This window comes from Microbacterium protaetiae, assembly GCF_004135285.1.
In the GTDB taxonomy this organism is placed as follows: Bacteria; Actinomycetota; Actinomycetes; order Actinomycetales; family Microbacteriaceae; genus Microbacterium; species Microbacterium protaetiae.
On record NZ_CP035494.1, the window covers coordinates 3,604,807 to 3,625,064 of the forward strand.

The 20,258-nt window shown below is 68.2% G+C and carries 23 protein-coding genes and 2 tRNA genes; 13 read left to right on the forward strand and 12 right to left on the reverse strand.

The annotated features are described in order from the left end of the window. The first annotated feature begins 37 nt into the window (after positions 1-37). The 3 genes from ET475_RS16815 to ET475_RS16825 are packed head-to-tail and all read left to right on the forward strand — an operon-like array spanning position 38 to position 3,200. Entirely contained in the window at positions 38-1,123 is a 1,086-nt protein-coding gene (locus tag ET475_RS16815) for a mechanosensitive ion channel family protein (RefSeq protein WP_129392947.1), read from the forward strand. Then, complete coding sequence (locus ET475_RS16820; protein WP_129392950.1) at positions 1,120-1,536, forward strand: globin; 417 nt, start codon at positions 1,120-1,122, stop codon at positions 1,534-1,536. The genes ET475_RS16815 and ET475_RS16820 overlap by 4 nt, the downstream gene beginning before the upstream one ends. After that, positions 1,533-3,200, forward strand: a complete 1,668-nt coding sequence (locus ET475_RS16825) for an FAD-binding dehydrogenase (RefSeq protein ID WP_129392953.1) — start codon at positions 1,533-1,535, stop codon at positions 3,198-3,200. Before ET475_RS16820 ends, ET475_RS16825 begins: the two co-directional genes overlap by 4 nt. Position 3,201: 1 nt before the next feature. Here ET475_RS16825 and ET475_RS16830 read toward each other — a convergent pair whose 3' ends face one another. Beyond that, positions 3,202-3,888, reverse strand: coding sequence for a DUF8185 domain-containing protein (locus ET475_RS16830; protein WP_129392956.1), 687 nt, complete (start codon positions 3,886-3,888; stop codon positions 3,202-3,204). 20 nt (positions 3,889-3,908) lie between these two features. Here ET475_RS16830 and ET475_RS16835 point away from each other — a divergent pair, with 20 nt between their 5' ends. After that, positions 3,909-4,787 (forward strand): acyl-CoA thioesterase, encoded by an 879-nt coding sequence (locus ET475_RS16835; protein ID WP_242497685.1) that lies wholly within the window; start codon positions 3,909-3,911, stop codon positions 4,785-4,787. A gap of 3 nt (positions 4,788-4,790) precedes the next feature. Here ET475_RS16835 and ET475_RS16840 read toward each other — a convergent pair whose 3' ends face one another. The 4 genes from ET475_RS16840 to ssb all read right to left on the reverse strand — a co-directional run bounded on the left by ET475_RS16840 (position 4,791) and on the right by ssb (position 8,243). Further along, positions 4,791-5,261 carry an acyl-CoA thioesterase gene (locus tag ET475_RS16840; protein WP_129394111.1) on the reverse strand — a complete coding sequence of 157 codons (471 nt, stop codon included), beginning with the start codon at positions 5,259-5,261 and terminating at the stop codon, positions 4,791-4,793. Positions 5,262-5,283: 22 nt separating this feature from the next. Then, entirely contained in the window at positions 5,284-6,963 is a 1,680-nt protein-coding gene (gene ettA / locus ET475_RS16845) for an energy-dependent translational throttle protein EttA (RefSeq protein WP_129392959.1), read from the reverse strand. A gap of 98 nt (positions 6,964-7,061) precedes the next feature. Next, positions 7,062-7,445: a DUF6993 domain-containing protein gene (locus ET475_RS18015; RefSeq protein ID WP_242497686.1), complete on the reverse strand. Its 384-nt coding sequence runs from the start codon at positions 7,443-7,445 to the stop codon at positions 7,062-7,064. Positions 7,446-7,637: 192 nt separating this feature from the next. Then, a complete protein-coding gene (gene ssb, locus ET475_RS16855; RefSeq protein WP_165310976.1) occupies positions 7,638-8,243 on the reverse strand; it encodes a single-stranded DNA-binding protein in 606 nt (201 codons plus the stop codon). 230 nt (positions 8,244-8,473) lie between these two features. Here ssb and ET475_RS16860 point away from each other — a divergent pair, with 230 nt between their 5' ends. Then, positions 8,474-8,731 (forward strand): hypothetical protein, encoded by a 258-nt coding sequence (locus tag ET475_RS16860; protein WP_129392965.1) that lies wholly within the window; start codon positions 8,474-8,476, stop codon positions 8,729-8,731. 23 nt (positions 8,732-8,754) lie between these two features. Here the strand turns inward: ET475_RS16860 and ET475_RS16865 are convergent, their stop codons facing one another. After that, a complete protein-coding gene (locus ET475_RS16865; protein ID WP_129392968.1) occupies positions 8,755-8,979 on the reverse strand; it encodes a methyltransferase in 225 nt (74 codons plus the stop codon). A 116-nt stretch (positions 8,980-9,095) separates the two neighbouring features. Between ET475_RS16865 and ET475_RS16870 the strand changes: the two genes are divergently transcribed. From ET475_RS16870 to ET475_RS16895, 6 genes are all read left to right on the forward strand, one after another. Next, positions 9,096-9,168: transfer RNA gene (locus ET475_RS16870), tRNA-Arg, on the forward strand. A gap of 43 nt (positions 9,169-9,211) precedes the next feature. Then, positions 9,212-9,838 (forward strand): oligoribonuclease, encoded by a 627-nt coding sequence (gene orn / locus ET475_RS16875; RefSeq protein ID WP_129392971.1) that lies wholly within the window; start codon positions 9,212-9,214, stop codon positions 9,836-9,838. Between the two features lie 36 nt (positions 9,839-9,874). Beyond that, a tRNA-His gene (locus tag ET475_RS16880) sits at positions 9,875-9,950 on the forward strand. Positions 9,951-9,999: 49 nt separating this feature from the next. Further along, positions 10,000-10,350: a metallopeptidase family protein gene (locus ET475_RS16885; protein ID WP_129392974.1), complete on the forward strand. Its 351-nt coding sequence runs from the start codon at positions 10,000-10,002 to the stop codon at positions 10,348-10,350. Continuing rightward, positions 10,347-10,646, forward strand: coding sequence for an ATP-dependent Clp protease adapter ClpS (gene clpS, locus ET475_RS16890; protein WP_129392977.1), 300 nt, complete (start codon positions 10,347-10,349; stop codon positions 10,644-10,646). The genes ET475_RS16885 and clpS overlap by 4 nt, the downstream gene beginning before the upstream one ends. Next, positions 10,643-11,110 carry a DUF2017 family protein gene (locus tag ET475_RS16895; protein ID WP_242497687.1) on the forward strand — a complete coding sequence of 156 codons (468 nt, stop codon included), beginning with the start codon at positions 10,643-10,645 and terminating at the stop codon, positions 11,108-11,110. The genes clpS and ET475_RS16895 overlap by 4 nt, the downstream gene beginning before the upstream one ends. Before the next feature lies 1 nt (position 11,111). On the opposite strand, the gene ET475_RS16900 is transcribed toward ET475_RS16895, so the two are convergent. Genes ET475_RS16900 through gatC form a run of 6 tightly spaced genes read right to left on the reverse strand, consistent with a single transcriptional unit; the run spans position 11,112 to position 16,657 of the window. Then, the gene (locus tag ET475_RS16900) at positions 11,112-11,651 is read right to left on the reverse strand and encodes a nucleoside/nucleotide kinase family protein (RefSeq protein WP_242497688.1); all 540 of its coding nucleotides are present in this window, start codon (positions 11,649-11,651) and stop codon (positions 11,112-11,114) included. 22 nt (positions 11,652-11,673) lie between these two features. Continuing rightward, positions 11,674-11,994: a hypothetical protein gene (locus ET475_RS18215; protein ID WP_242497689.1), complete on the reverse strand. Its 321-nt coding sequence runs from the start codon at positions 11,992-11,994 to the stop codon at positions 11,674-11,676. 39 nt (positions 11,995-12,033) lie between these two features. Further along, positions 12,034-13,293, reverse strand: a complete 1,260-nt coding sequence (locus ET475_RS16905; RefSeq protein WP_129392983.1) for a DNA polymerase IV — start codon at positions 13,291-13,293, stop codon at positions 12,034-12,036. Positions 13,294-13,353: 60 nt separating this feature from the next. Then, positions 13,354-14,850, reverse strand: coding sequence for an Asp-tRNA(Asn)/Glu-tRNA(Gln) amidotransferase subunit GatB (gene gatB / locus ET475_RS16910; protein ID WP_422879923.1), 1,497 nt, complete (start codon positions 14,848-14,850; stop codon positions 13,354-13,356). Next, a complete protein-coding gene (gene gatA / locus ET475_RS16915; RefSeq protein ID WP_129392986.1) occupies positions 14,850-16,361 on the reverse strand; it encodes an Asp-tRNA(Asn)/Glu-tRNA(Gln) amidotransferase subunit GatA in 1,512 nt (503 codons plus the stop codon). Before gatA ends, gatB begins: the two co-directional genes overlap by 1 nt. Further along, on the reverse strand, positions 16,358-16,657 hold the full coding sequence (gatC, locus tag ET475_RS16920) for an Asp-tRNA(Asn)/Glu-tRNA(Gln) amidotransferase subunit GatC (RefSeq protein WP_129392989.1): 300 nt from the start codon (positions 16,655-16,657) through the stop codon (positions 16,358-16,360). Before gatC ends, gatA begins: the two co-directional genes overlap by 4 nt. Positions 16,658-16,754: 97 nt before the next feature. Here gatC and ET475_RS16925 point away from each other — a divergent pair, with 97 nt between their 5' ends. Both ET475_RS16925 and ET475_RS16930 read left to right on the forward strand, forming a co-directional pair. Then, entirely contained in the window at positions 16,755-18,461 is a 1,707-nt protein-coding gene (locus tag ET475_RS16925; protein WP_129392992.1) for a long-chain-fatty-acid--CoA ligase, read from the forward strand. Positions 18,462-18,469: 8 nt separating this feature from the next. Next, positions 18,470-20,245, forward strand: coding sequence for a DEAD/DEAH box helicase (locus ET475_RS16930; protein WP_422879950.1), 1,776 nt, complete (start codon positions 18,470-18,472; stop codon positions 20,243-20,245). The last annotated feature ends 13 nt before the right edge of the window (positions 20,246-20,258 follow it).

Genomic DNA, 20,258 nt, shown 5'->3' on the forward strand with positions numbered 1-20,258 from the left:
AGCCAGACCGGGGACGGCGGTCGTTAGGATCATGACGATGCCCGAGTTTCTGCAGAGCCTGGTCCGCATGGCCGAGAAGAGCGACACCCCCACGCTGCTCGAGAAGATCCTCGATTTTCTCGTGTCGGCGGGGTGGCGGCTGCTGTTGGCCATCGTGATCGTCCTGGGCGCGATCATCGTCGCCTGGCTGCTGCGCATCCTCATCCGACGAGTGGTCACGCGTATCGTGAACGGCGCGAAGAACAAGGCGCAGGTCGACGACACCCAGGCGCTGGAACGCTCACCCCTGGCCTCGGCACGACTCGTGCAGCGCACGCGCACGCTGGGCACGATCCTGAGCAACATGGTCAACGTGCTGGTGGGCATCATCGCCATCATCCTGGTCGTCAACGCCCTGTTCCCCGGCATCCTCGGCTCCTTCGCCCTGCTGACGGCGGCACTGGGGGCCGGTCTCGGTTTCGGCGCGCAGAACATCGTCAAAGACGTGCTCAACGGCATCTTCATCGTCGCCGAAGACCAGATCGGCATCGGCGACGTCGTTGACCTCGGGCTTGCCACCGGCATCGTCGAATACGTGAGCGTGCGAGTCACGCATGTGCGCGATGTGAACGGCACGCTCTGGTACGTGCGCAACGGCGAGGTCACCCGCATCGGCAACATGTCGAAGGGCTGGTCTCGGGTCATCATCGACGTCTCCGTTCCCGCTGATGCCGACGTCGATGACGTGGAGCAGAGGATGCTGGATGCCGCGACCGCCCTCGCGAAGGATCTCAAATGGCGCACCCGCATCACCGGCTACCCGGAGCTGTGGGGGCTGCAGTCGGTCTCGGGTGAGACGCTCGTGCTGCGCATCGTCATGAAGACCCGGGCCCATGCGAAGGACGACGTCGCCAGCGAACTGCGGTTGCGCTTGCGCGCCGCGCTGGGCGAGGTCGGCCTGGCCGATCTCGCCTCGGTGTTGCTCGAGGGCGCCGAGGGCGCGCAGCGCGTGCGCGGTGCCAACCCGCCCCGTACCCGGCCGAACCCGGTCGCCGGCGATGTGGTGTGGAAGCCGAAGAAGAAGAAGCCGAAGCGCGACAAGGGGCCGGGCGGCTCCGAACCGCCGGAAGGGACCACCCCGTGACCGATGCCGCCCCGGTGAGCTTTTACGACGAAATCGGCGGACACGAGGTGTTCGTGCGACTCGTGCATTACTTCTACGAAGGCGTCGCCACCGACGAAGTTCTCATCCCGATGTACCCTGCCCACGACTTGGATGGGGCCGAAGAGCGCCTGACGATGTTCCTCGAGCAGTACTGGGGCGGGCCGAACACTTACAGTCAGCGGCGCGGACACCCGAGGCTGCGGATGCGACACGCCGCCTTCCACGTCAACCCCGATGCCCGCGACCGCTGGCTCTCTCACATGCGCGACGCCATGGACCGGCTGCAATTGGCGCCGTTGCACGACGCCACACTCTGGGATTACCTGCAACGCGCCGCGCACTCGCTCGTGAACACTTTCGAGCCCACCCCGACGCCAAAGGAGACGTCATGACATCCGACAGCGCACACAGCGCCGACCTGCTGGTCATCGGCTGGGGACTGGCGGGCCTGGTGGCCGCCGGAGAGGCAGCATCCGCCGGAAAGCACGTCGTCATCGTCGACCAAGAACCGCGTACGAACCTGGGCGGGCAGGCCTGGTGGTCGTTCGGTGGGCTGTTCTTCATCGACTCTCCCGAGCAGCGCCGGTTCGGCATCCACGACTCCCTCGACCTGGCCCGCCAGGACTGGTTCGCCACGGCAGGATTCGATCGCGACGAGGATGCCTGGCCCCGGCAGTGGGCGGAGGCATATCTGCAGTTCGCCCATCAGGAAAAGCGCGCCTGGCTGCGCGAGAAGGGCGTCGGGTTCTTTCCCGTCGTCGGCTGGGCCGAACGCGGTGGATACACCGCCACCGGACCCGGCAACTCGGTGCCCCGCTTCCACATCACATGGGGCACCGGTCCCGGCCTGGTCGCACCGTTCCACGCCGCCCTCGAAAAGCACGAGGCCGAGGGGCGGGTGACCGTGCTCCCCCGCCATCGCGTGACGACGCTGACCACCGTCAACGGCACCGTGACCGGGGCCGCCGGCGACGTACTGGCGCCCTCGGGTGCCGCGCGCGGTGTCGCGACCTCGCGCGAGGTGGTCGGCTCGTTCACCATCACCGCCGCGGCGACGATTGTGTCGTCGGGTGGCATCGGCGGCAACCATGACCTGGTGCGCCGCAACTGGCCGGCGAGCCTGGGCACCCCACCGGCATCCATGGTCACCGGCGTGCCCGCCTACGTCGACGGCTCGATGCAGCAGATCACCGCGAGCGCCGGCGGACACCTCATCAACACCGACCGCATGTGGCACTACGTCGAGGGCATCCAGAACTGGGATCCGGTCTGGCCCGGCCACGGCATCCGCATCCTCCCGGGTCCCTCGTCGATCTGGCTCGACGCGACCGGCAGACGCCTGCCGGTGCCGCTGTTTCCCGGCTTCGACACGCTGGGAACACTTGCGCATCTGCGCTCGACCGGGTACGACCACTCCTGGTTCATCCTGTCGCAGAAGATCATCGAGAAGGAGTTCACCCTTTCGGGCAGCGAGCAGAACCCCGACCTCACCGAGAAGGACCTCTCTCTGCTGGTGAAGTCCCGCCTGGGCAAGGGGGCGGCCGGTCCCGTACAGGCGTTCATGGATCACGGCGCCGATTTCGTCGTGCGCGACACTCTCGATGAGCTGATCGCTGGTATGCGTGAACTGCCCGGCGGCGACGTTCTCGACGCCGAACGGGTGCGCTACGAAGTCGAGTCCCGCGACCGCGAGATCGACAACGACTTCACGAAAGACGCCCAGATCGCCATGCTGCGCTCGGCGCGTGCGTATCGCGGCGACAAGCTGATCCGCACCGCGACGCCGCACCGTGTGCTCGACCGGGCGGCGGGGCCGCTCATCGCGGTGAAGCTGCACGTGCTCACCCGCAAGTCGCTCGGCGGTATTGAGACCGACCTGTCGGCGCGCGCTCTCGCCGCCGACGGTGCGCCGGTGCCTGGTCTGTACGCGGCCGGTGAGGCCTCGGGGTTCGGTGGCGGTGGCGTGCACGGCTACCGGGCTCTCGAGGGGACTTTCGTGGGCGGATGCCTCTTCTCGGGGCGCGTCGCCGGGCGCGCGGCCGCCGCCGCCGTCTGAATCAGCGCGCAGCCGCCTCGCCGGTGGCGCGCACCTCGGTCATTCCCACGTGAGCCGGGCCACGCCACAGCACATGGCCGCGGCGCAGCGTCAGGCGTGTCCAGCGCCCGTTCGCACGCAACCGGGCGGGCTCGTCGCGCTCGGCCAGGAAGCCCAGCGTGAGCGCGGCGAACGCGATGCCGCGCGGCAGCCCCGCCAGGTCGTCATCGGGCTCGCTCCACACCCGACCGCGCACCATGCGCACGACCTCTTCACCCGGATCGATGGGCAGCGCGTGTGCGACCGCCGACATGCCCCACTGTCCGCGAGCCGACAGGGCGGCGGCATCCAGTTCGCCGACATCTCGCCAGTCGCCGCGCGGAATAGGTGCCTGCGCCCACAGCGGCGCTTCGACGGCGCTGTCGGGCAGCTGCACGGCCGAGGGTTCACCGGGCGCACCCTGCAAGGTGACACCCTCGACGACGAGATCGCACTCGAGTTCGGGATCGATCGGCAGCACGCGCAGCCCCAGGATGGTCGGGGTCGCATCCAGGAGCCCCTGGCGCACCAGCGGCGCCGCCGAGACCAGCAGCGTGCCGCCCGCGGCCCGCAAGTGCACGGCACCGTCGCCCGCACGCGACGCGCGGCCCGAGAAGGTGAGAAGGTCGGCGGCGGCGTAGGCATCGGGGAAGATCAGACGCTCGGCCATCGCGTTCTAAGCTAGTGCACGTGACCGACGCCGCCTCCGTTGACCCTGTCGAGACGCTGCTGACGGTGCTGGATCTGGCGTCCTCCGATGCCCGCACCACCGAGGACATCTTCGTCGGAGCGTCACAGCGCATGCCGCACGGCCGGGTCTACGGCGGTCAGGTGCTCGCCCAGTCGATCGTGGCCGCCCAGCGCACGGTCGACGTCGACCGGCACGCACACTCGCTGCACGGGTATTTTCTGCGACCGGGTGATGCGACGCAGCCGATCACGTTCTCGGTCGACCGCATCCACGATGGCCGTTCGTTCTCGACCCGGCGCACCCAGGCGTTCCAGAACGGTGTGCCGATCTTCTCGATGATCGCCTCGTTCGAGGTGGAATCGCCCGGCCTCGACCACCAGGTGCCCATGCCCGCCGGGCTTCCGGCACCCGAAGAGCTGCCACCGGCGGATACGACGTCAGAGGCCGTGGTTTCGCTCGACCGTCACGACGCGTGGGATCGGCCCGTCGAACACCGGCACGTTCCCGCCGATGCCTACGGCGCCGCTCCCGGCGAGCCGACGCTGCGGCACGCGGTGTGGATGCGCACCCCCAGCCGCCTGCCCGACGACCCCGCGCTGCACCGGGCGACCCTCGTGTACATGACCGATATGACGGTGCAAGAGACGGTGCTGCGCGCCCACGGGGTGTCGTGGTCGACGCCCGGTCTGAAGCTGGCCAGCCTCGACCACGCCATGTGGTGGCACCGCGACGGCCGCGCCGACGAGTGGCTGCTGTACGTGCAGGAGTCGCCGAGTGCCCGCGGCGGACGCGGGCTCACGCAGGGTCGCATCTATTCGCGCGACGGAGTGCTGCTGGCATCGGTCGCGCAGGAGATCATGGTGCGTGTGCCGAGCTGAGCCTCAGCGCCGGTGCGCGTAGGTGATCGCCGGGCCCCGGTAGGGCTCCCAGGCCTCGCGCTCGGCGGGTGAGAGTCGCAGCGGACGCCCGGAGGCGGCATCCACCTTCACGACGACCGTGGTCGCCCGGGCATAGACCTGCTGCGCCTGGCCGGCCGGCGTCGTCTCCCGTGGCGCACACACCTCGTAGCAGACCTCGATCGAGCTGCCGGCCACCTTCGCAAACCACATCTGCACGTCCAGTGGATGCCGCTGGTACGGCACCGGCGCGAGGTATTCGATCTCTTGCCGCGCGATGAGGGTGAGCACGTCGCTGGGGACCGCCGAGTCGAGCACCGCTGTGGACGGGGCAGCCTCTCCCGGTCCCGGCCTCCAGAAGGCGCGCACGCGCGCCTCTTCGAGGATCTTCAGCATCGAGGTGTTGTTGACGTGGTTGTACGCGTCAAGATCGCCCCACCGCAGTGGAACGGGCATGTGCAGACGGCGCGGGGCCGTCTCAGTCACGGGTGAGCTTTCGGTACGTGGAACGATGCGGGTTCGCCGCGTCGGGCCCGAGTCGCTCGATCTTGTTCTTCTCGTAGGCCTCGAAGTTGCCCTCGAACCAGTACCAGCGGTCGGGGTTCTCGTCGGTGCCCTCGTAGGCAAGGATGTGCGTGGCGATGCGATCGAGGAACCACCGGTCGTGGGTGATGACCACCGCACAGCCGGGAAACTCGAGCAGCGCGTTCTCGAGCGACTGCAGCGTCTCCACATCGAGGTCGTTCGTCGGCTCGTCGAGCAGCAGCAGGTTGCCGCCCTGTTTCAGCGTGAGCGCGAGATTGAGCCGGTTGCGCTCACCGCCCGAGAGGACGCCGGCCTTCTTCTGCTGGTCGGGCCCCTTGAACCCGAACTTGGAGACGTAGGCCCGCGACGGGATCTCGGTCTTGCCCACCGTGATGATGTCCAGCCCGTCCGAGACGACCTCCCACAGCGACTTGTTCGGGTCGATTCCGGCGCGAGTCTGGTCAACGTAGCTGATCTGGACCGTCTCACCGATCTTGAGCTGCCCACCGTCGAGGTCTTCCAGGCCCACGATCGTCTTGAACAGGGTCGTCTTGCCGACGCCGTTGGGGCCGATCACGCCGACGATGCCGTTCGGCGGCAGGCTGAAGCTCAGTCCGTCGATGAGCGAGCGGCCCTCGAAGCCCTTCTGCAGCTTCTTCGCCTCGATCACGACGCTGCCCAGTCGCGGCCCCGGCGGAATCTGGATCTCTTCGAAGTCGAGCTTTCGAGTGCGCTCGGCCTCAGTCGCCATCTCTTCATAGCGCGCCAGGCGCGCCTTCGACTTCGCCTGGCGGCCCTTGGTGTTCGAGCGGACCCACTCCAGTTCGTCGGCGAGCCGCTTGGCGAGCTTGGCGTCTTTCTTGCCCTGCACCTTCAGTCGCTCGCCCTTCTTCTCCAGATAGGTCGAGTAGTTGCCCTCGTAGCCGATCAGACGACCGCGGTCGACCTCGGCGATCCACTCCGCGACGTTGTCGAGGAAGTACCGATCGTGGGTGACGGCGATCACCGCACCGGGGTACTTCTGCAGGTGCTGCTCGAGCCACTGCACACTCTCGGCGTCGAGGTGGTTGGTCGGCTCGTCCAGCAGCAGCAGGTCGGGCTTCTGCAGCAGCAGCCGGGTCAGCGCCACACGCCGCTTCTCACCGCCCGAGAGAGTGGAGACCTCGGCGTCGCCGGGCGGGGTGCGCAGCGCGTCCATCGCCTGCTCGAGCTGAGAGTCGAGATCCCAGGCGTCGGCGGCGTCGATCTCTTCCTGCAGCGTGCCCATCTCGGCCAGCAGCGCGTCGAAGTCGGCGTCAGGGTCGCTCATCAGCGCCGAGATCTCGTTGAACCGGTCGAGCTTGCCCTTGATCGCCACGCCCTCCTGGATGTTCTCCAAGACGGTCTTGGCCTCGTCGAGCTCGGGCTCCTGCATCAGGATGCCGACCGAATAACCCGGCGACAGGGTCGCCTCGCCATTGGACGGATGGTCCAGGCCCGCCATGATCTTCAGGATCGTCGACTTTCCGGCGCCGTTGGGACCGACCATGCCGATCTTCGCACCGGGGAGGAACGCCATGGTGACGTCGTCGAGGATCAGCTTGTCGCCAACCGCCTTGCGGGCGCGGACCATCTGGTAGATATATTCAGCCATTCGAAAAGTGCACTCCCTGGGTCGTGACGTCAGCGTCCCAGCCTACCCGTTCGCGCCTGTACGCCCCGGCAGAGCCCGGCACCGGGTCGGACGCGCAGTCACCAATCGATGTCGCGCGTGTCTCCCAGCAGGCAGGTGCCGTCGGCAAGACCCGGAAGCACCGTGGTGACCGGCTTGCCGGTCTCGGGGCCGACCTGCCCGATCAGGCACTGGCCGTCGTTCCACCGCACCGAGAACTGCAGGGTCTCGGCGGGGTTGCCGACCGTCGAGTAGTCCTCGGTGACCTGCATCGCCGTCTTGTCGAAACCCGCCTTCACGAGGGCGTCGACGTAGGCACGGCCGTGCACCTTGTCTTTGCCCGCCCACACCTGCCGCGTCACCTCTCGGAACAGCGGCAGATTGTCGTCGGCGGTGCCGTCGGGCACCAGTGCGGGCGCCGTCGGACTGGGCGTCGCGGTCGGAGTCGAGGCGGTGGGGGTCACCGGCGACGCCGACGTGGGGGCGATGGTGGGTGAGGCATCCGATGTACACGCCGCCAGACCTGAGACGAGAGTGCACGCCGCCACCGCGCACGCCGCCGCGCGCGCGGCACGGTGACGGATGGAACGCGGGTGCACGCTCCGAGTCTAGGCGGTGGGGGATGCGCGGCCGGTGCGCTCTCCCCCACCGCGGTCTCAGAATGGTGCGTCGGCCAGGTCGCGGTCGGCCACCCGCTCGCCCAGCTCGGCAGGCTGCGCGGGCGCCGGCTGCGCCGCAACCGGTGCTCCGCCCCAGTCGCGCCCCGCCTCTGGCCCACCCTCGACGGGGGCCCCGTCGGCGGGCGCACCGGGCACTGCCGTGACCCACTCGCCCGTGCTCTGACCCTCGAGGCCGGGACCCTCGCCACCGGCCGCGGCGCCTGCCGGCACCTGCCACTGGTCACCGCGCTCGACCCTGGTGTACTTCGTCGTTCCCCACCGCAGATCGTGGCCGACGGCTTCGGCCTCGATCTCGACGCTGACGCCCTTGCCCTTCTCGTTCTCCCAATGCCGCACGCTCAGCCGGCCGGTGACGATGACCCGCTCGCCCTTGCGCAACGACGTGAAGGCGTGTTCACCGAGCGCACGGAACGCCGAGACCTGATACCAGTTCGGCTCGCCGTCCACCCAGTTGCCCGTCTTCTTGTCGAGATATCTGCGGCTGCTGGCCACCCGAAAACTGGTGACCGTCGTCCCACTGCCGATGAAGCGCTGCACGGGGTCGGCGGCGAGATTTCCCATGATCGTGATCGTGTCGTTCATCTCACTGTCCTTTCCGACACTGCCGGACAGCCGCCCGGCTGCTCCGGTGCCCCGTGCCCGGTCGGGCACCGGAGCTGATTCCACTGTGTCGCTCGCGGACACACGACGGGACCGCCGTCCACACATCTGTGGATGGCGGTCCCGATATCGCCGAATCCGGCTGTCTGTGGAGGAGAACGCGCGGGTGGATGTCGGAGGTCGCATCTATCTTCGAAGCAAGGAGGTCGACCATGGTCACCACAACCCCGATTTCAGGAGCCCCGCGGCTGCGCGCAAACCTCGGACTGCGACTGGCCGCCATCGGTGCACATCGCTGGCGCGTCGTCGATGCGGCCGGGCTCATCGTCGGTCACATCGACGAGTTCCGCACGGCACGCGGCATCCGTTATCGCGCCCTGCGCTACCACGCGGGCTCACGGGCGTTCCGCGAATTGGGCGCCTTCTGGTCGCTCGACGACGCCGTGGACTGTCTGCGCTATGCGCGCTGACGGCCGCTCACAGCGCCGACGGTTCAGTGCTGCTCGAACCGCGGCCAATCGCTGCCGGGCGTCATCGCCGAATGCAGCGCAGCCTTGGCCACTTCCATCGAGGGATATGTCCCCGCCGCCTGGTCGGCGCCGGCCATTGTGACGGTCCAGCCGCTCTCGTCTTCGCGAATGCTGCCGACCACACCACCCGATCCATAGGCCACCCACACCGCGTGCCGCGTCCCATGCTCCGTCGTCTGCTCACTCATCTCACGGCCTCCTCCCCCTTGCTGACCGTACCTATGCCGACCGTACGCCGGGGCGCACACGTCCGCCAGGCCTGTTCCACGAAGCGCCACAGGTTCGATAGCCTGTAACCACCCTTCCCTCCGTAGCTCAGGGGACAGAGCGAGCGGTTTCTACCCGCAAGGTCGGGGGTTCGAATCCTCCCGGAGGGGCTCATCGCGTCGGCGTGTCCGCGCACGTCACTAGGATGATTCCATGGCGGGAGCATCCGAAAACGACCGGCTCGTATGGATCGACTGCGAGATGACGGGACTCGACCTCAGCGTCGACGAACTCGTCGAGATCGCCGTCATCGTGACCGATTTCGAATTGAACGCGCTCGATCCGGGCTTGCAGATCGTGATCCGCCCCACGCCGGCCGCGCTCGACCATATGGGCGAGTTCGTCACGAAGATGCACACCACCTCGGGGCTGCTCGAAGAGATCCCGCATGGCGTGAGCCTGGAAGAGGCTGAGGATCGCACCCTCGCCTACATCAAGAGCTTCGTGCCGCTGGCGGGCAAGGCGCCGCTGGCGGGGAACACGATCGGAACCGACCGGATGTTCCTGGCGAAGTACATGTCTCGGGTCGACACCTGGCTGCACTATCGCAACGTCGACGTGTCCAGCATCAAGGAGCTCTCCCGACGCTGGTACCCGCGCGCGTACTTCCACGCGCCCGCGAAAGACGGCGGCCACCGCGCCCTCGCCGACATCCGTGAATCGATCCGCGAACTCGCCTACTACCGCGACGCGGTCTTCGTTCCTCAGCCCGGTCCGAGCAGTGACGATGCGAAGGCGGCCGCTGCCGCCGCCGTTTCGTCGTTTGCGGCCCAGGTATGAGAGAATCTTCTGGTTGCCCGTGAGAGCGGGCACATGGTGGCTGTAGCTCAGTTGGTAGAGCACCGCGTTGTGGTCGCGGGGGTCGCGGGTTCAAGCCCCGTCAGCCACCCCAAGTCATCCCGGGTGGTCACGATCGCCCCGGAAACACGCGGGAGCTGCGGATGCTGCAGATGGATGCCGAGGCTTTCGAAGCCCTCGTCGTCGCCGAGCTAGACCGGCTTCCCGACGACATGGTCGACGGGCTCGACAATGTCGTATTCGTGGTCGAAGACCGTCCCGAAGACGGCAGTCTCGACCTGCTCGGACTGTACGACGGCTGGGCACTCACCGAGCGCGACCGCTACGGCGGGGGCGAACTGCCCGATCGCATCATCGTCTACCGCGAACCGCACCTCGACGTCTGTGCCGACGAAGACGAGTTGCGCGGCGAAGTGCACACCACCCTCGTGCACGAGATCGCGCACTTCTATGGGATCGACGACCAACGCCTGCACGAACTGGGGTGGGCATGACCGCGCTGGCCTCCCCCGACACGCGTGAGGACGTCGACCTGCACGAGGCGGCAAACCCCGATCAGCCGTGGCAGACCGTGGTGTGGAACGATCCGGTGAACCTGATGAGCTATGTCGTCCGGGTGCTGCAGCAGTACTTCGGATACTCCCGCGAGGTCGCCACCCGTCTGATGCTCGCCGTGCATCACGAAGGCCGCGCCGTGGTGGCCGAGGGGCCGCGCGAACAGATGGAACTGCACGCCCAGGCCATGCACGACTACGGCTTGTGGGCAACCGTTCGAAAGGCACCGCAATGAGCGAGACGGCGATGGCCCTCACCCGGATCGAGACGGTGAACCTCGCCGAACTGCTGCGGCAGTTCCGCGAGCTGATGGATGCCGCTGACTCGGCCGACCCGGCGGTGCAGCGACTCACACCCGATGCGTACCCCGACGACGCCCGCTCATCACGGCAGTTCCGCGATCTGACGGCATCCGATCTGCTGGCTCGACGCGACGCCGACGCCGCCGCTGTGCTCGATTCGTTGGGAGCCCCGCTCGCCGCGCCCGACAACGAGACGGCGGCCCGCGAGGAGATCACGCTCTCGCTGTCCGCCGACCAGCTCGAGGCCTGGCTGCGCACACTGGCGGCGCTGCGCCTGGTGATCGCCTCGCGTCTGGGCGTCACGAGCGAAGACGACCATGACCCCTCCGATCCGCGGTACGCCGTGTATGAGTGGCTCGGGTACCGGCTGGAGATGCTCATCCAGCTCACGGAGTGAGTCAGGGCACGTCGACGACTATCTGCGCGAGGGCCGCCGGCGCATCGCGCACGATGTGCGTCCGTTCTTGCGTCGCCCACCGTTCCCAGTGCGGGCGATAGGCGTCACCGTCGCGATCGAGCGCACGGCGGCGACGTGACGTGGCTGGCGACTGAAGCCAGACCGTGACATCCGCGCACCGCGCGGTCGTCGGCGTGACGAGCCCTGCCCCCTCTATGAGAAGCGGGAGCGCGGGGTCGACGTCATGCTGCTCGGCCGGCGCGTTCTGTTCCCAGTCCCAACGCGACCACGCGCCACGTTCCGCCCGCCGATGCGGCTCCAGCACCTTCCGGCGGATCTGCTGCACCCCGGCATCCATGCCGTCCCACCCCGGATACAGCCAGTCCAATGCGACAAGTTGCACGGAATCGCCCCACCGAGCCGCGACAAGACCCGCGAGGGTCGACTTTCCGGCCCCACTGCGACCGTCGATGAGCACGACCGCGTTGGGCCGCCGAGCGTCGTGTACCGCGGCCAGAATACGGTCGGCCGCCTGCTGCAAAGCGGACCCGACCGGGTCGGTGTTATTTCTTGAGAGCGCGGATGACACGTGCCAGGGCGCGCCCGGCGACCCAGACGAACGGGATCGCGACAGCCACGAAGGAAACGACGTTGGGCTCGAAGCGCAGGTCGTCACCGCGACGCACGTACGCGCCGATCGGGATGGCGTAGCCGCCGCCTCCGCCGCCACCGTTTCCGGACTCGTCGGATCCACCCCCGTAGCCCGACCAGCTGATGGCCACGGGGATGACGCGGATGCCGTCGACATCCTCCTGCTTGCCATAGGCGCCGTTGACGCCGAAGGACGCCGCCTGTTTGCCGAGCTCGAGTGCGATGTTGGGCATGCCTCCACGGTAGTCGTCCCGGGCCGGCATTCCCACCCCTCAATCACGGCGACGAACCGGCGGGTGATGCGTGACCCCGCCGACGTCGCGCCGCGTGCCCAGCAATGCCGCGCGGGTGACCGCGCCCGCGCCGAAACGCGCCGTCGCGTCATCGAGCGCCCCCTCGACCTGCCGCCACTCGGCGTCGTCATCCCACAGCGCGAGCGCGCCGCTCCCACCCGCCCGCAGTTTCTCGGTGCGCACGCCGATCAGCCTGATCGGCAGGGGCCGCTCAAGCTGGTCGAAAAGTTCCAGCGCCGCAGCACCGATGCGCTGCCCGACAGCCGTCGGTTCGGGCAGCGTCTGCGCGCGGGTGAGGGTGGTGAAGTCGGCGAAGCGCACCTTGATCGAGACGGTCCGCGCCTCCCACCCCGCCTCGCGCAGACGGGCGCCCACGCGATCGGCGAGCCGGCGCAGCTCGGCGCGCAGGATGCGGTCGTCGGCGATGTCGGTGCGGAAGGTCTCTTCGTGGCCGATGCTCTTCTCGATGCGCTCGGTCTGCACCTCACGGGCGTCGAGTCCGCGCGCAAGATGCCAGATGCGGTCGCCCATCGTCGCGCCCAGGGTGCGCTCAAGCACCGCTCGCGGCGTCTCGCGGATGTCTCGCACGGTGCGGATGCCCCGTGACTCCAGCGCTTCGGACGCCTTCGGCCCCACGCCCCACAGCGCGCGCACGCTCAGCGGCGCCAGAAACGCCTCGGTGTCGGCCTCGGCGACGATGAGCAGTCCATCGGGCTTGCTCATCGTCGACGCGATCTTCGCGACGTGCTTGGTGGCCGCCGCCCCCACACTGCAGCTCAGACCGGTGTGCTCGTGCACGCGCGAGCGCAGCATCCGGGCGATCTGGCCCGGCGTGCCCCACAATCGACGGGCCCCGCGTACGTCGAGGAACGCCTCGTCGATCGAGAGCGGCTCGACGAGCGGGGTGACCTCATGAAAGATGTCCATGACCCGCGCCGACAGCTCGAGATACCGCGGAAAGTGCGGGGGCACCACGATGGCGCTCGGGCACAGGCGCAGGGCTTGGCCCACCGGCATCGCCGACCGCACTCCGTATCGTCGCGCCTCGTAGGTGGCGCTGGAGACGACGCCACGCCCTTCGACTCCGCCCACGATGACCGGTTTGCCGCGCAGCGAGGGGTCGTCGAGCACCTCGACAGATGCATAGAAGGCGTCCATGTCGACGTGCAGAATGCCGGCACCGGTGTCGTCGGCACCCGCAGGCGACACACGTCTGCCCGATCCGTCGCCGCGTCCCATGCCACCATTCTCGCCGAGCCCACCGACACTGCGGCTCTGCGCCGGCCGCGCGGGATGCCGCTACTCGGCTGCGCGCTCCAGGATGAGTTCGCGCACCCGGGCCGCGTCGGCCTGGCCGCGCATCGCCTTCATGACCGCGCCGATGATCGCGCCGGCGGCCTGCACCTTGCCGTCCTTGATCTTGGCGAGCACGTCGGGCTGCGCGGCCAGCGCTTCATCGATGGCCGCGATCAGCGCGCCATCGTCGGAGACGACAGCCAGGCCGCGCGCATCCACGATCTGCTGCGGCGTGCCTTCGCCTGCCACCATGCCCTCGAGCACCTGCCGAGCGAGCTTGTCGGTGAGCGTGCCGGCGTCGACGAGCTTCTGCAGCTCGGCCACCGCCGACGGCTCGACCAGCTCGCTGGCCTCGCGCCCGGCCGCATTGGCCAGACGGGGGATCTCGGTCGTCCACCACTTGCGGGCGGCGGTCGGCGTGGCGCCCGCCGCGATCGTCTGCTCGACCTCGACGAGCACGCCACCGTTGGCGACATCCTGGAACTCGAGATCGGTGAAGCCCCACTCGGTCTTCAGCCGGCGCCGACGTACGGCGGGCGGCTCAGGCAATGCCGCACGCAGCTGCTCGACGAGCTCGGCGGAAGGGACGACGGGCAGCAGATCGGGCTCGGGGAAGTACCGGTAGTCGTCGGCATCCGACTTCGGTCGGCCCGCCGAGGTGACGCCGGTGTCTTCGTGCCAGTGCCGGGTCTCTTGCGTGATGGTGCCACCCTCGGCGAGGATCGCCGCCTGACGCTGGATCTCGTAGCGCACGGCGCGCTGCACCGAACGCATCGAGTTGACGTTCTTCGTCTCGGTGCGGGTGCCGAGCTTCTGCTGCCCCCGGGGCCGCAACGACACGTTCGCGTCGCAGCGCAGGTTGCCGCGCTCCATGCGGGCGTCGGAGATGCCCAGCGACAGGACGATGTCGCGGATCGTGCGCACATAGGCCGCGCCCAGCTCGGGAGCGCGGTGCTCGGCGCCGATGATCGGCTTGGTGACGATCTCGACCAGCGGCACGCCGGCACGGTTGTAGTCGACCAGGGAGTATTCCGCCCCCTGGATGCGACCGGCCGCCCCACCGACGTGCGTCAGCTTTCCGGCATCCTCTTCCATGTGCGCACGCTCGATCGGCACCGTCACCAGCGTGCCGTCTTCGAGCTCGACCTCGACCTCGCCCTCGTACGCGATCGGCTCGTCGTACTGTGAGATCTGGTAGTTCTTGCCCAGGTCGGGGTAGAAGTAGTTCTTGCGCGCGAAGCGGCTCGACTCGGCGATCGAGCAGCCCAGGGCCAGGCCCAGGCTGATCGAGTAACGCACGGCCTGCTCGTTGACCACGGGCATCGATCCGGGAAGACCCAGATCGACCGGTGCAAGGTCGGTGTTGGGCTCGCGGCCGAACGAGTTCGGCGCGGCAGAGAACATCTTGGTGGCGGTGTTGAGCTCGACGTGCACCTCGAAGCCGAGCACCGGCTCGAACAGCTCGAGGGCCCGATCGAAGTCCATGATCTTCGCAGCCATCAGCGTGCCCCTCCCAGAACGGGGGCGCGATCCAGCAGCGGGCCGCCCCACGAGTCGACGAGCACGGCTTCGGTCGCCGCGCCCACACGGTACAGCCGGGCGTCTTCGCGCGCCGGCGCCAGGAACTGGATGCCGACCGGAAGGCCGTCGTCGGACGCCAATCCTGAGGGAATCGAGATGCCGGGGACCCCGGCGAGGTTCGCCGGGATCGTGGTCAGGTCGTTCAGGTACATCTGGAGCGGGTCGTCGATCTTCTCGCCGATCTTGAACGCCGTGGTCGGCGCCGAAGGGGTGGCGATGACGTCGACCTTTCCGAACGCCTCGTCGAAATCGCGCTGGATGAGCGTGCGCACCTTCTGCGCCGAGCCGTAGTACGCGTCGTAATAGCCGGCCGACAGCGCGTAGGTGCCCAGGATGATGCGGCGTTTGACCTCGTCGCCGAAGCCGGCGTCGCGGGTGGCCGCCATCACGTCTTCGACGGTGCCGCCGGGAACGTCGACCCGCAGGCCGAAGCGCACCGAGTCGAACTTCGCCAGGTTGCTGGAGGCCTCCGCCGGCAGGATCAGATAGTAAGCGGCGACGCCGTATTCGAAGTGCGGGGCGCTGATCTCGACGATGTCGGCGCCCTGCGCCTGCAGCAGGTCGAGGGTGGCCCGGAAGGAGGAGGCCACGCCGGTCTGGAAGCCGCTGTCGGGCAGCTCGGTGATCACCCCGATCTTCAGCCCCTTCAGCACGTCACCGCGCGCGCCCTCGCGGGCGGCATCGGCGAACGACGGCCAGGCATCGGTCAGCGACGTGGAATCGTGCGGGTCGTGCCCGCCGATCACGTCGTGCAGCAGTCCGGCGTCGAGCACCGTGCGGGTGACCGGGCCGACCTGGTCGAGCGATGATGCGAGGGCTATCGCGCCGTAGCGGCTCACTCCCCCGTAGGTGGGCTTCAGCCCCACCGTGCCGGTGACGTGCGCGGGCTGGCGGATCGACCCGCCGGTGTCGGAGCCGAGCGCGAGCGGCGCCTCGAACGCCGCAACGGCCGCGGCCGAGCCACCCCCCGAGCCGCCGGGAATGCGCTCGAGGTCCCACGGATTGTGCGTCGGGCCGTAGGCGGAGTGCTCGGTGGACGAGCCCATCGCGAACTCGTCCATGTTGGTCTTGCCGAGCGGGATGAGTCCCGCCTGGCGCGCTCGGGCGACGACGGTCGCATCGAACGGCGACATGTAGCCCTCGAGGATCTTGGATCCGCTCGTGGAGGGCATGTCGGTGGTGACCAGCACGTCCTTCACCGCCAGCGGAACACCGGCGATCGGGCCGAGCTGCTCGCCGGCCGCGCGTCGGCGATCGATGTCGGCGGCGGCATCCAGGGCCTTCTCGTTCACGTGCAGGAACGCGTGCACGTCGCCGTCGACGGCGGCGATGCGATCCAGGTGCGCCTGCGTGACCTCGACCGACGAGACCTCGCCACTGGCGAGCTTGTCGGCGAGCGCCGCAGCTGTCAGGCGGGTGATGTCGCTCACTGTTCCTCCCCCAGAATCGCGGTGACGCGGAATCGGCCGTCTGCGGCATCGGGCGCGTTGTGCAGTGCCTGCTCGCGGGTGAGCGTTTCGCCCACCTCATCGGGCCGGAAAACGTTCTGCAGCGGGATCGGGTGGCTCGTGGCCACCACATCGGGGGTGGCGACCTGAGACACCTTCGCGATGTTGTCGACGATGACGTCGAGCTGACCGGTGAGCCGCTCGACCTCCTCGTCGCTCAGTTGGATGCGCGCGAGCACACCGAGATGGCGCACGAGATCGGGGGTGATTTCAGACACCCCTCCAGTCTACGGGCGCGCAGATGCCTCTCCCGGCGGGGTGCGAATCGCCCTCATCCGCCATGGTGCCTGATGCCCTGACGCGTAGGCTGGCACAATGACGACGTTCGATCCGCCGCGCCCATGGACCGCGAGCTACGCCGACGGCGTTCCCATCGACCTCGAGCCCGTCAGCGGTTCGCTCGTCGACATCGTCGCGGCATCCGCACGGGACTACCCCGATGCCCCTGCTCTGCAGTTCTTCGGACGTGAGACGACGTACCGCCAGCTGCAGGAGCAGATCGATCGCGCGGCTGCCGGACTGAAGGCACGCGGTGTCGGCGCCGGCGACACCGTCGCGATAGTGCTGCCGAACTGTCCGCAGCACATCGTCGCGTTCTACGCGGTGCTGCGGCTGGGTGCCGTCGCGATCGAACACAATCCGCTCTACACCCCACGAGAGCTGCGCAAGCAGTTCGAAGACCACGGCGCGAAGACCGCGATCGTGTGGACGAAGGTCGTCGAGACCGTGCAGGAGTTCCCCGCCGACCTCGCCGTGACCAACCTCATCTCCGTCGACGTCGTCAAGGCGATGCCGCTGGCCACCCGAGTGGCACTGAAGCTTCCGATCGCGAAGGCCCGTGAATCGCGCGATGCGCTCTACAGCCGTGTCTCGGGCACGATCCCGTGGGAGCAGATCGTCGGCTCCGATCCCCTGCCGGCAGGCCACCCGAAACCCGCCACCGACGATCTGGCGATCATCCAGTACACGAGCGGTACGACCGGCACCCCCAAGGGCGCCGCACTGACGCACCGCAATCTGCTCGCCAACGCGGCGCAGGCGCGGGCGTGGGTGCCGCAGATCGTGCGCGGGAATGGATGCGTCGTCTATGCCGTGCTGCCGATGTTCCACGCATACGGCCTGACCTTGTGCCTGACGTTCGCGATGTCTATGGGCGCGCGACTGGTGCTGTTCCCGAAGTTCGACCCCGACATGGTGCTGGATGTCACCAAGAAGCATCCGGCGACGTTCCTGCCGCTGGTGCCTCCGATCGCCGATCGCCTGCTGAAGGCGGCGCAAGAGAAGGGTGTGTCGCTGCAGGGCACCGACATAGCCATCTCGGGCGCTATGGCGCTCCCCCATGAACTCGTCGTGCCGTTCGAGAAGGCGTCGGGCGGGTATCTCGTCGAGGGCTACGGCCTCTCGGAGTGCTCGCCTGTGCTGATGGCCAATCCCGTCGCCGACAATCGCGTGCCGGGCACCGTCGGCCTGCCCTTGCCGGGCACCGAATGCCGCGTCGTCGACCCGGAGGAGCCGACCAAGGATGTCGCGCCGGGCGAACCCGGCGAACTCGTCGTGCGCGGTCCTCAGGTGTTCAGCGGCTACTACGGCAAGCCCGAGGCCACCGAAGAGGTGTTCGTCGACGGCTGGTACCGCACCGGCGACATCGTCACGATCGATGAGGGCGGCTTCGTGCGCATCGTCGACCGCATCAAAGAGCTCATCATCACGGGCGGTTTCAACGTGGCCCCCACCGAGGTCGAGAACGCACTGCGCCAGCACCCCGATGTCGACGATGTCGCCGTGGTCGGGCTGCCCAGCGAACACTCCGGCGAAGAGGTCGTTGCCGCGGTCGTGCTCGCCCCCGGTGTGGCAGAACCCGATGTCGATGCCATCCGTGAGTTCGCGCGCAGCATCCTCACCCCCTACAAAGTGCCGCGGCGGGTGTTCGTCGTCGACGAGCTGCCGAAATCGCTGATCGGCAAGGTGCTGCGCCGCCAGGTGCGCGAGAAACTGCTGAACCTGACAGGAGCCGGACAATGACCGACACAATGGATGCCGCCGACAGCGGCGCGACCGAGACGGCAGAGGCCACACCCGAAGAGCAACAGGCACCGGGTTTCGCCGATCTCGGCGTCACGGGCCCGGTGCTGGCCGCCGTGCACGATCTGGGCTACGAGACGCCGTCGGCGATTCAGGCGGCCACGATTCCGCTGCTTCTCGAGGGCCGCGATGTGCTGGGCACTGCGCAGACCGGAACGGGCAAGACCGCGGCCTTCGCTCTCCCCGTACTCGAGCGGCTCGACCTGTCGCAGAAGACACCGCAGGCCCTCGTGCTCGCCCCGACCCGCGAGCTGGCTCTGCAGGTGTGTGAGGCGTTCGAGTCGTATGCCGGTCGCATGAAGGGCGTGCACGTGCTTCCCGTCTACGGCGGGCAGGCCTATGGCGTGCAGTTGTCGGCGCTGCGCCGTGGCGTGCACATCGTCGTGGGAACGCCCGGCCGCATCATGGACCACCAGGCCAAAGGCACGCTCGATCTGTCCGAGCTGAAGTACCTGGTGCTCGATGAGGCCGACGAGATGCTCAAGATGGGCTTCGCCGAAGACGTCGAGCAGATTCTCGCGCAGACGCCCGCCGACAAGCAGGTCGCCCTGTTCTCGGCCACGATGCCTGCCGCGATCCGCCGTCTCGCCCAGAAGTACCTGCGCGACCCCGAAGAGGTCGCGATCAAGACGAAGACCACGACCAACCAGAACATCACGCAGCGGTACCTCGTCGTCTCGTACGCGCAGAAGGTGGATGCCCTCACCCGCATTCTCGAAGTCGAGAATTTCGACGGGGTCATCGTCTTCGTGCGCACGAAGAACGAGACCGAGACTCTCGCCGAAAAGCTGCGCGCCCGCGGATACTCGGCTGCCGCCATCAGCGGCGACGTGGCCCAAGCGCAGCGCGAGCGCTCGGTGAACCAGCTCAAGGCCGGCAAGCTCGACATTCTGGTCGCGACCGACGTCGCCGCACGCGGTCTGGATGTCGAGCGCATCAGCCATGTGATCAACTTCGACATCCCCACCGACACCGAGTCATATGTGCACCGCATCGGGCGCACCGGACGCGCGGGCCGCTCGGGCGATGCGATAAGTTTCATCACCCCGCGCGAGCGATATCTGCTGGGGCACATCGAGAAGGCCACGCGCCAGAAGCCCGCCCAGATGAAGCTGCCGACCACCGACGACGTCAACACGACCCGTCTCGCACGCTTCGATGACGCCATCACCGCGGCACTGGAGGCGACCGGGCGCATCGAGGCGTTCCGCGACATCATCGACCACTATGTGCGCCACCACGATGTTCCCGAATCGGATGTCGCAGCCGCACTCGCGATCGTCGCGCAAGGTGAGACGCCTCTCCTTCTGGATCCCGAGAACGACCCGCTGGCGGTATCGGTCGACGCCGTGAACCGGCCGCAGAAGGATCGCGGTGCCCGCGCCGAACGGGGTACGCGGGAACCGCGACGCGGCCGCGGGGATTATGCCCCGTACCGCATCGAGGTCGGCCGACGGCACCGTGTCGAGCCCCGCCAGATCGTGGGCGCGCTGGCCAACGAGGGCGGCCTGCGCCGCGACGACTTCGGCGTCATCACGATCAAACCCGACTTCTCGATCGTTGAGCTTCCCGCAACCCTCGACCCGGGCGTGCTCGACAAGCTCAGCGGCACCCGCATCTCAGGCCGTCTCATCCAGATGAAGCCTGACCGCGGGGCGCCGCACCGGCGCCGGCCCGACGACGGCGACGACCGCCCGCCGCGCAAGCCGCGCCACAAGGTCTGAGTGTGGGCTGCCG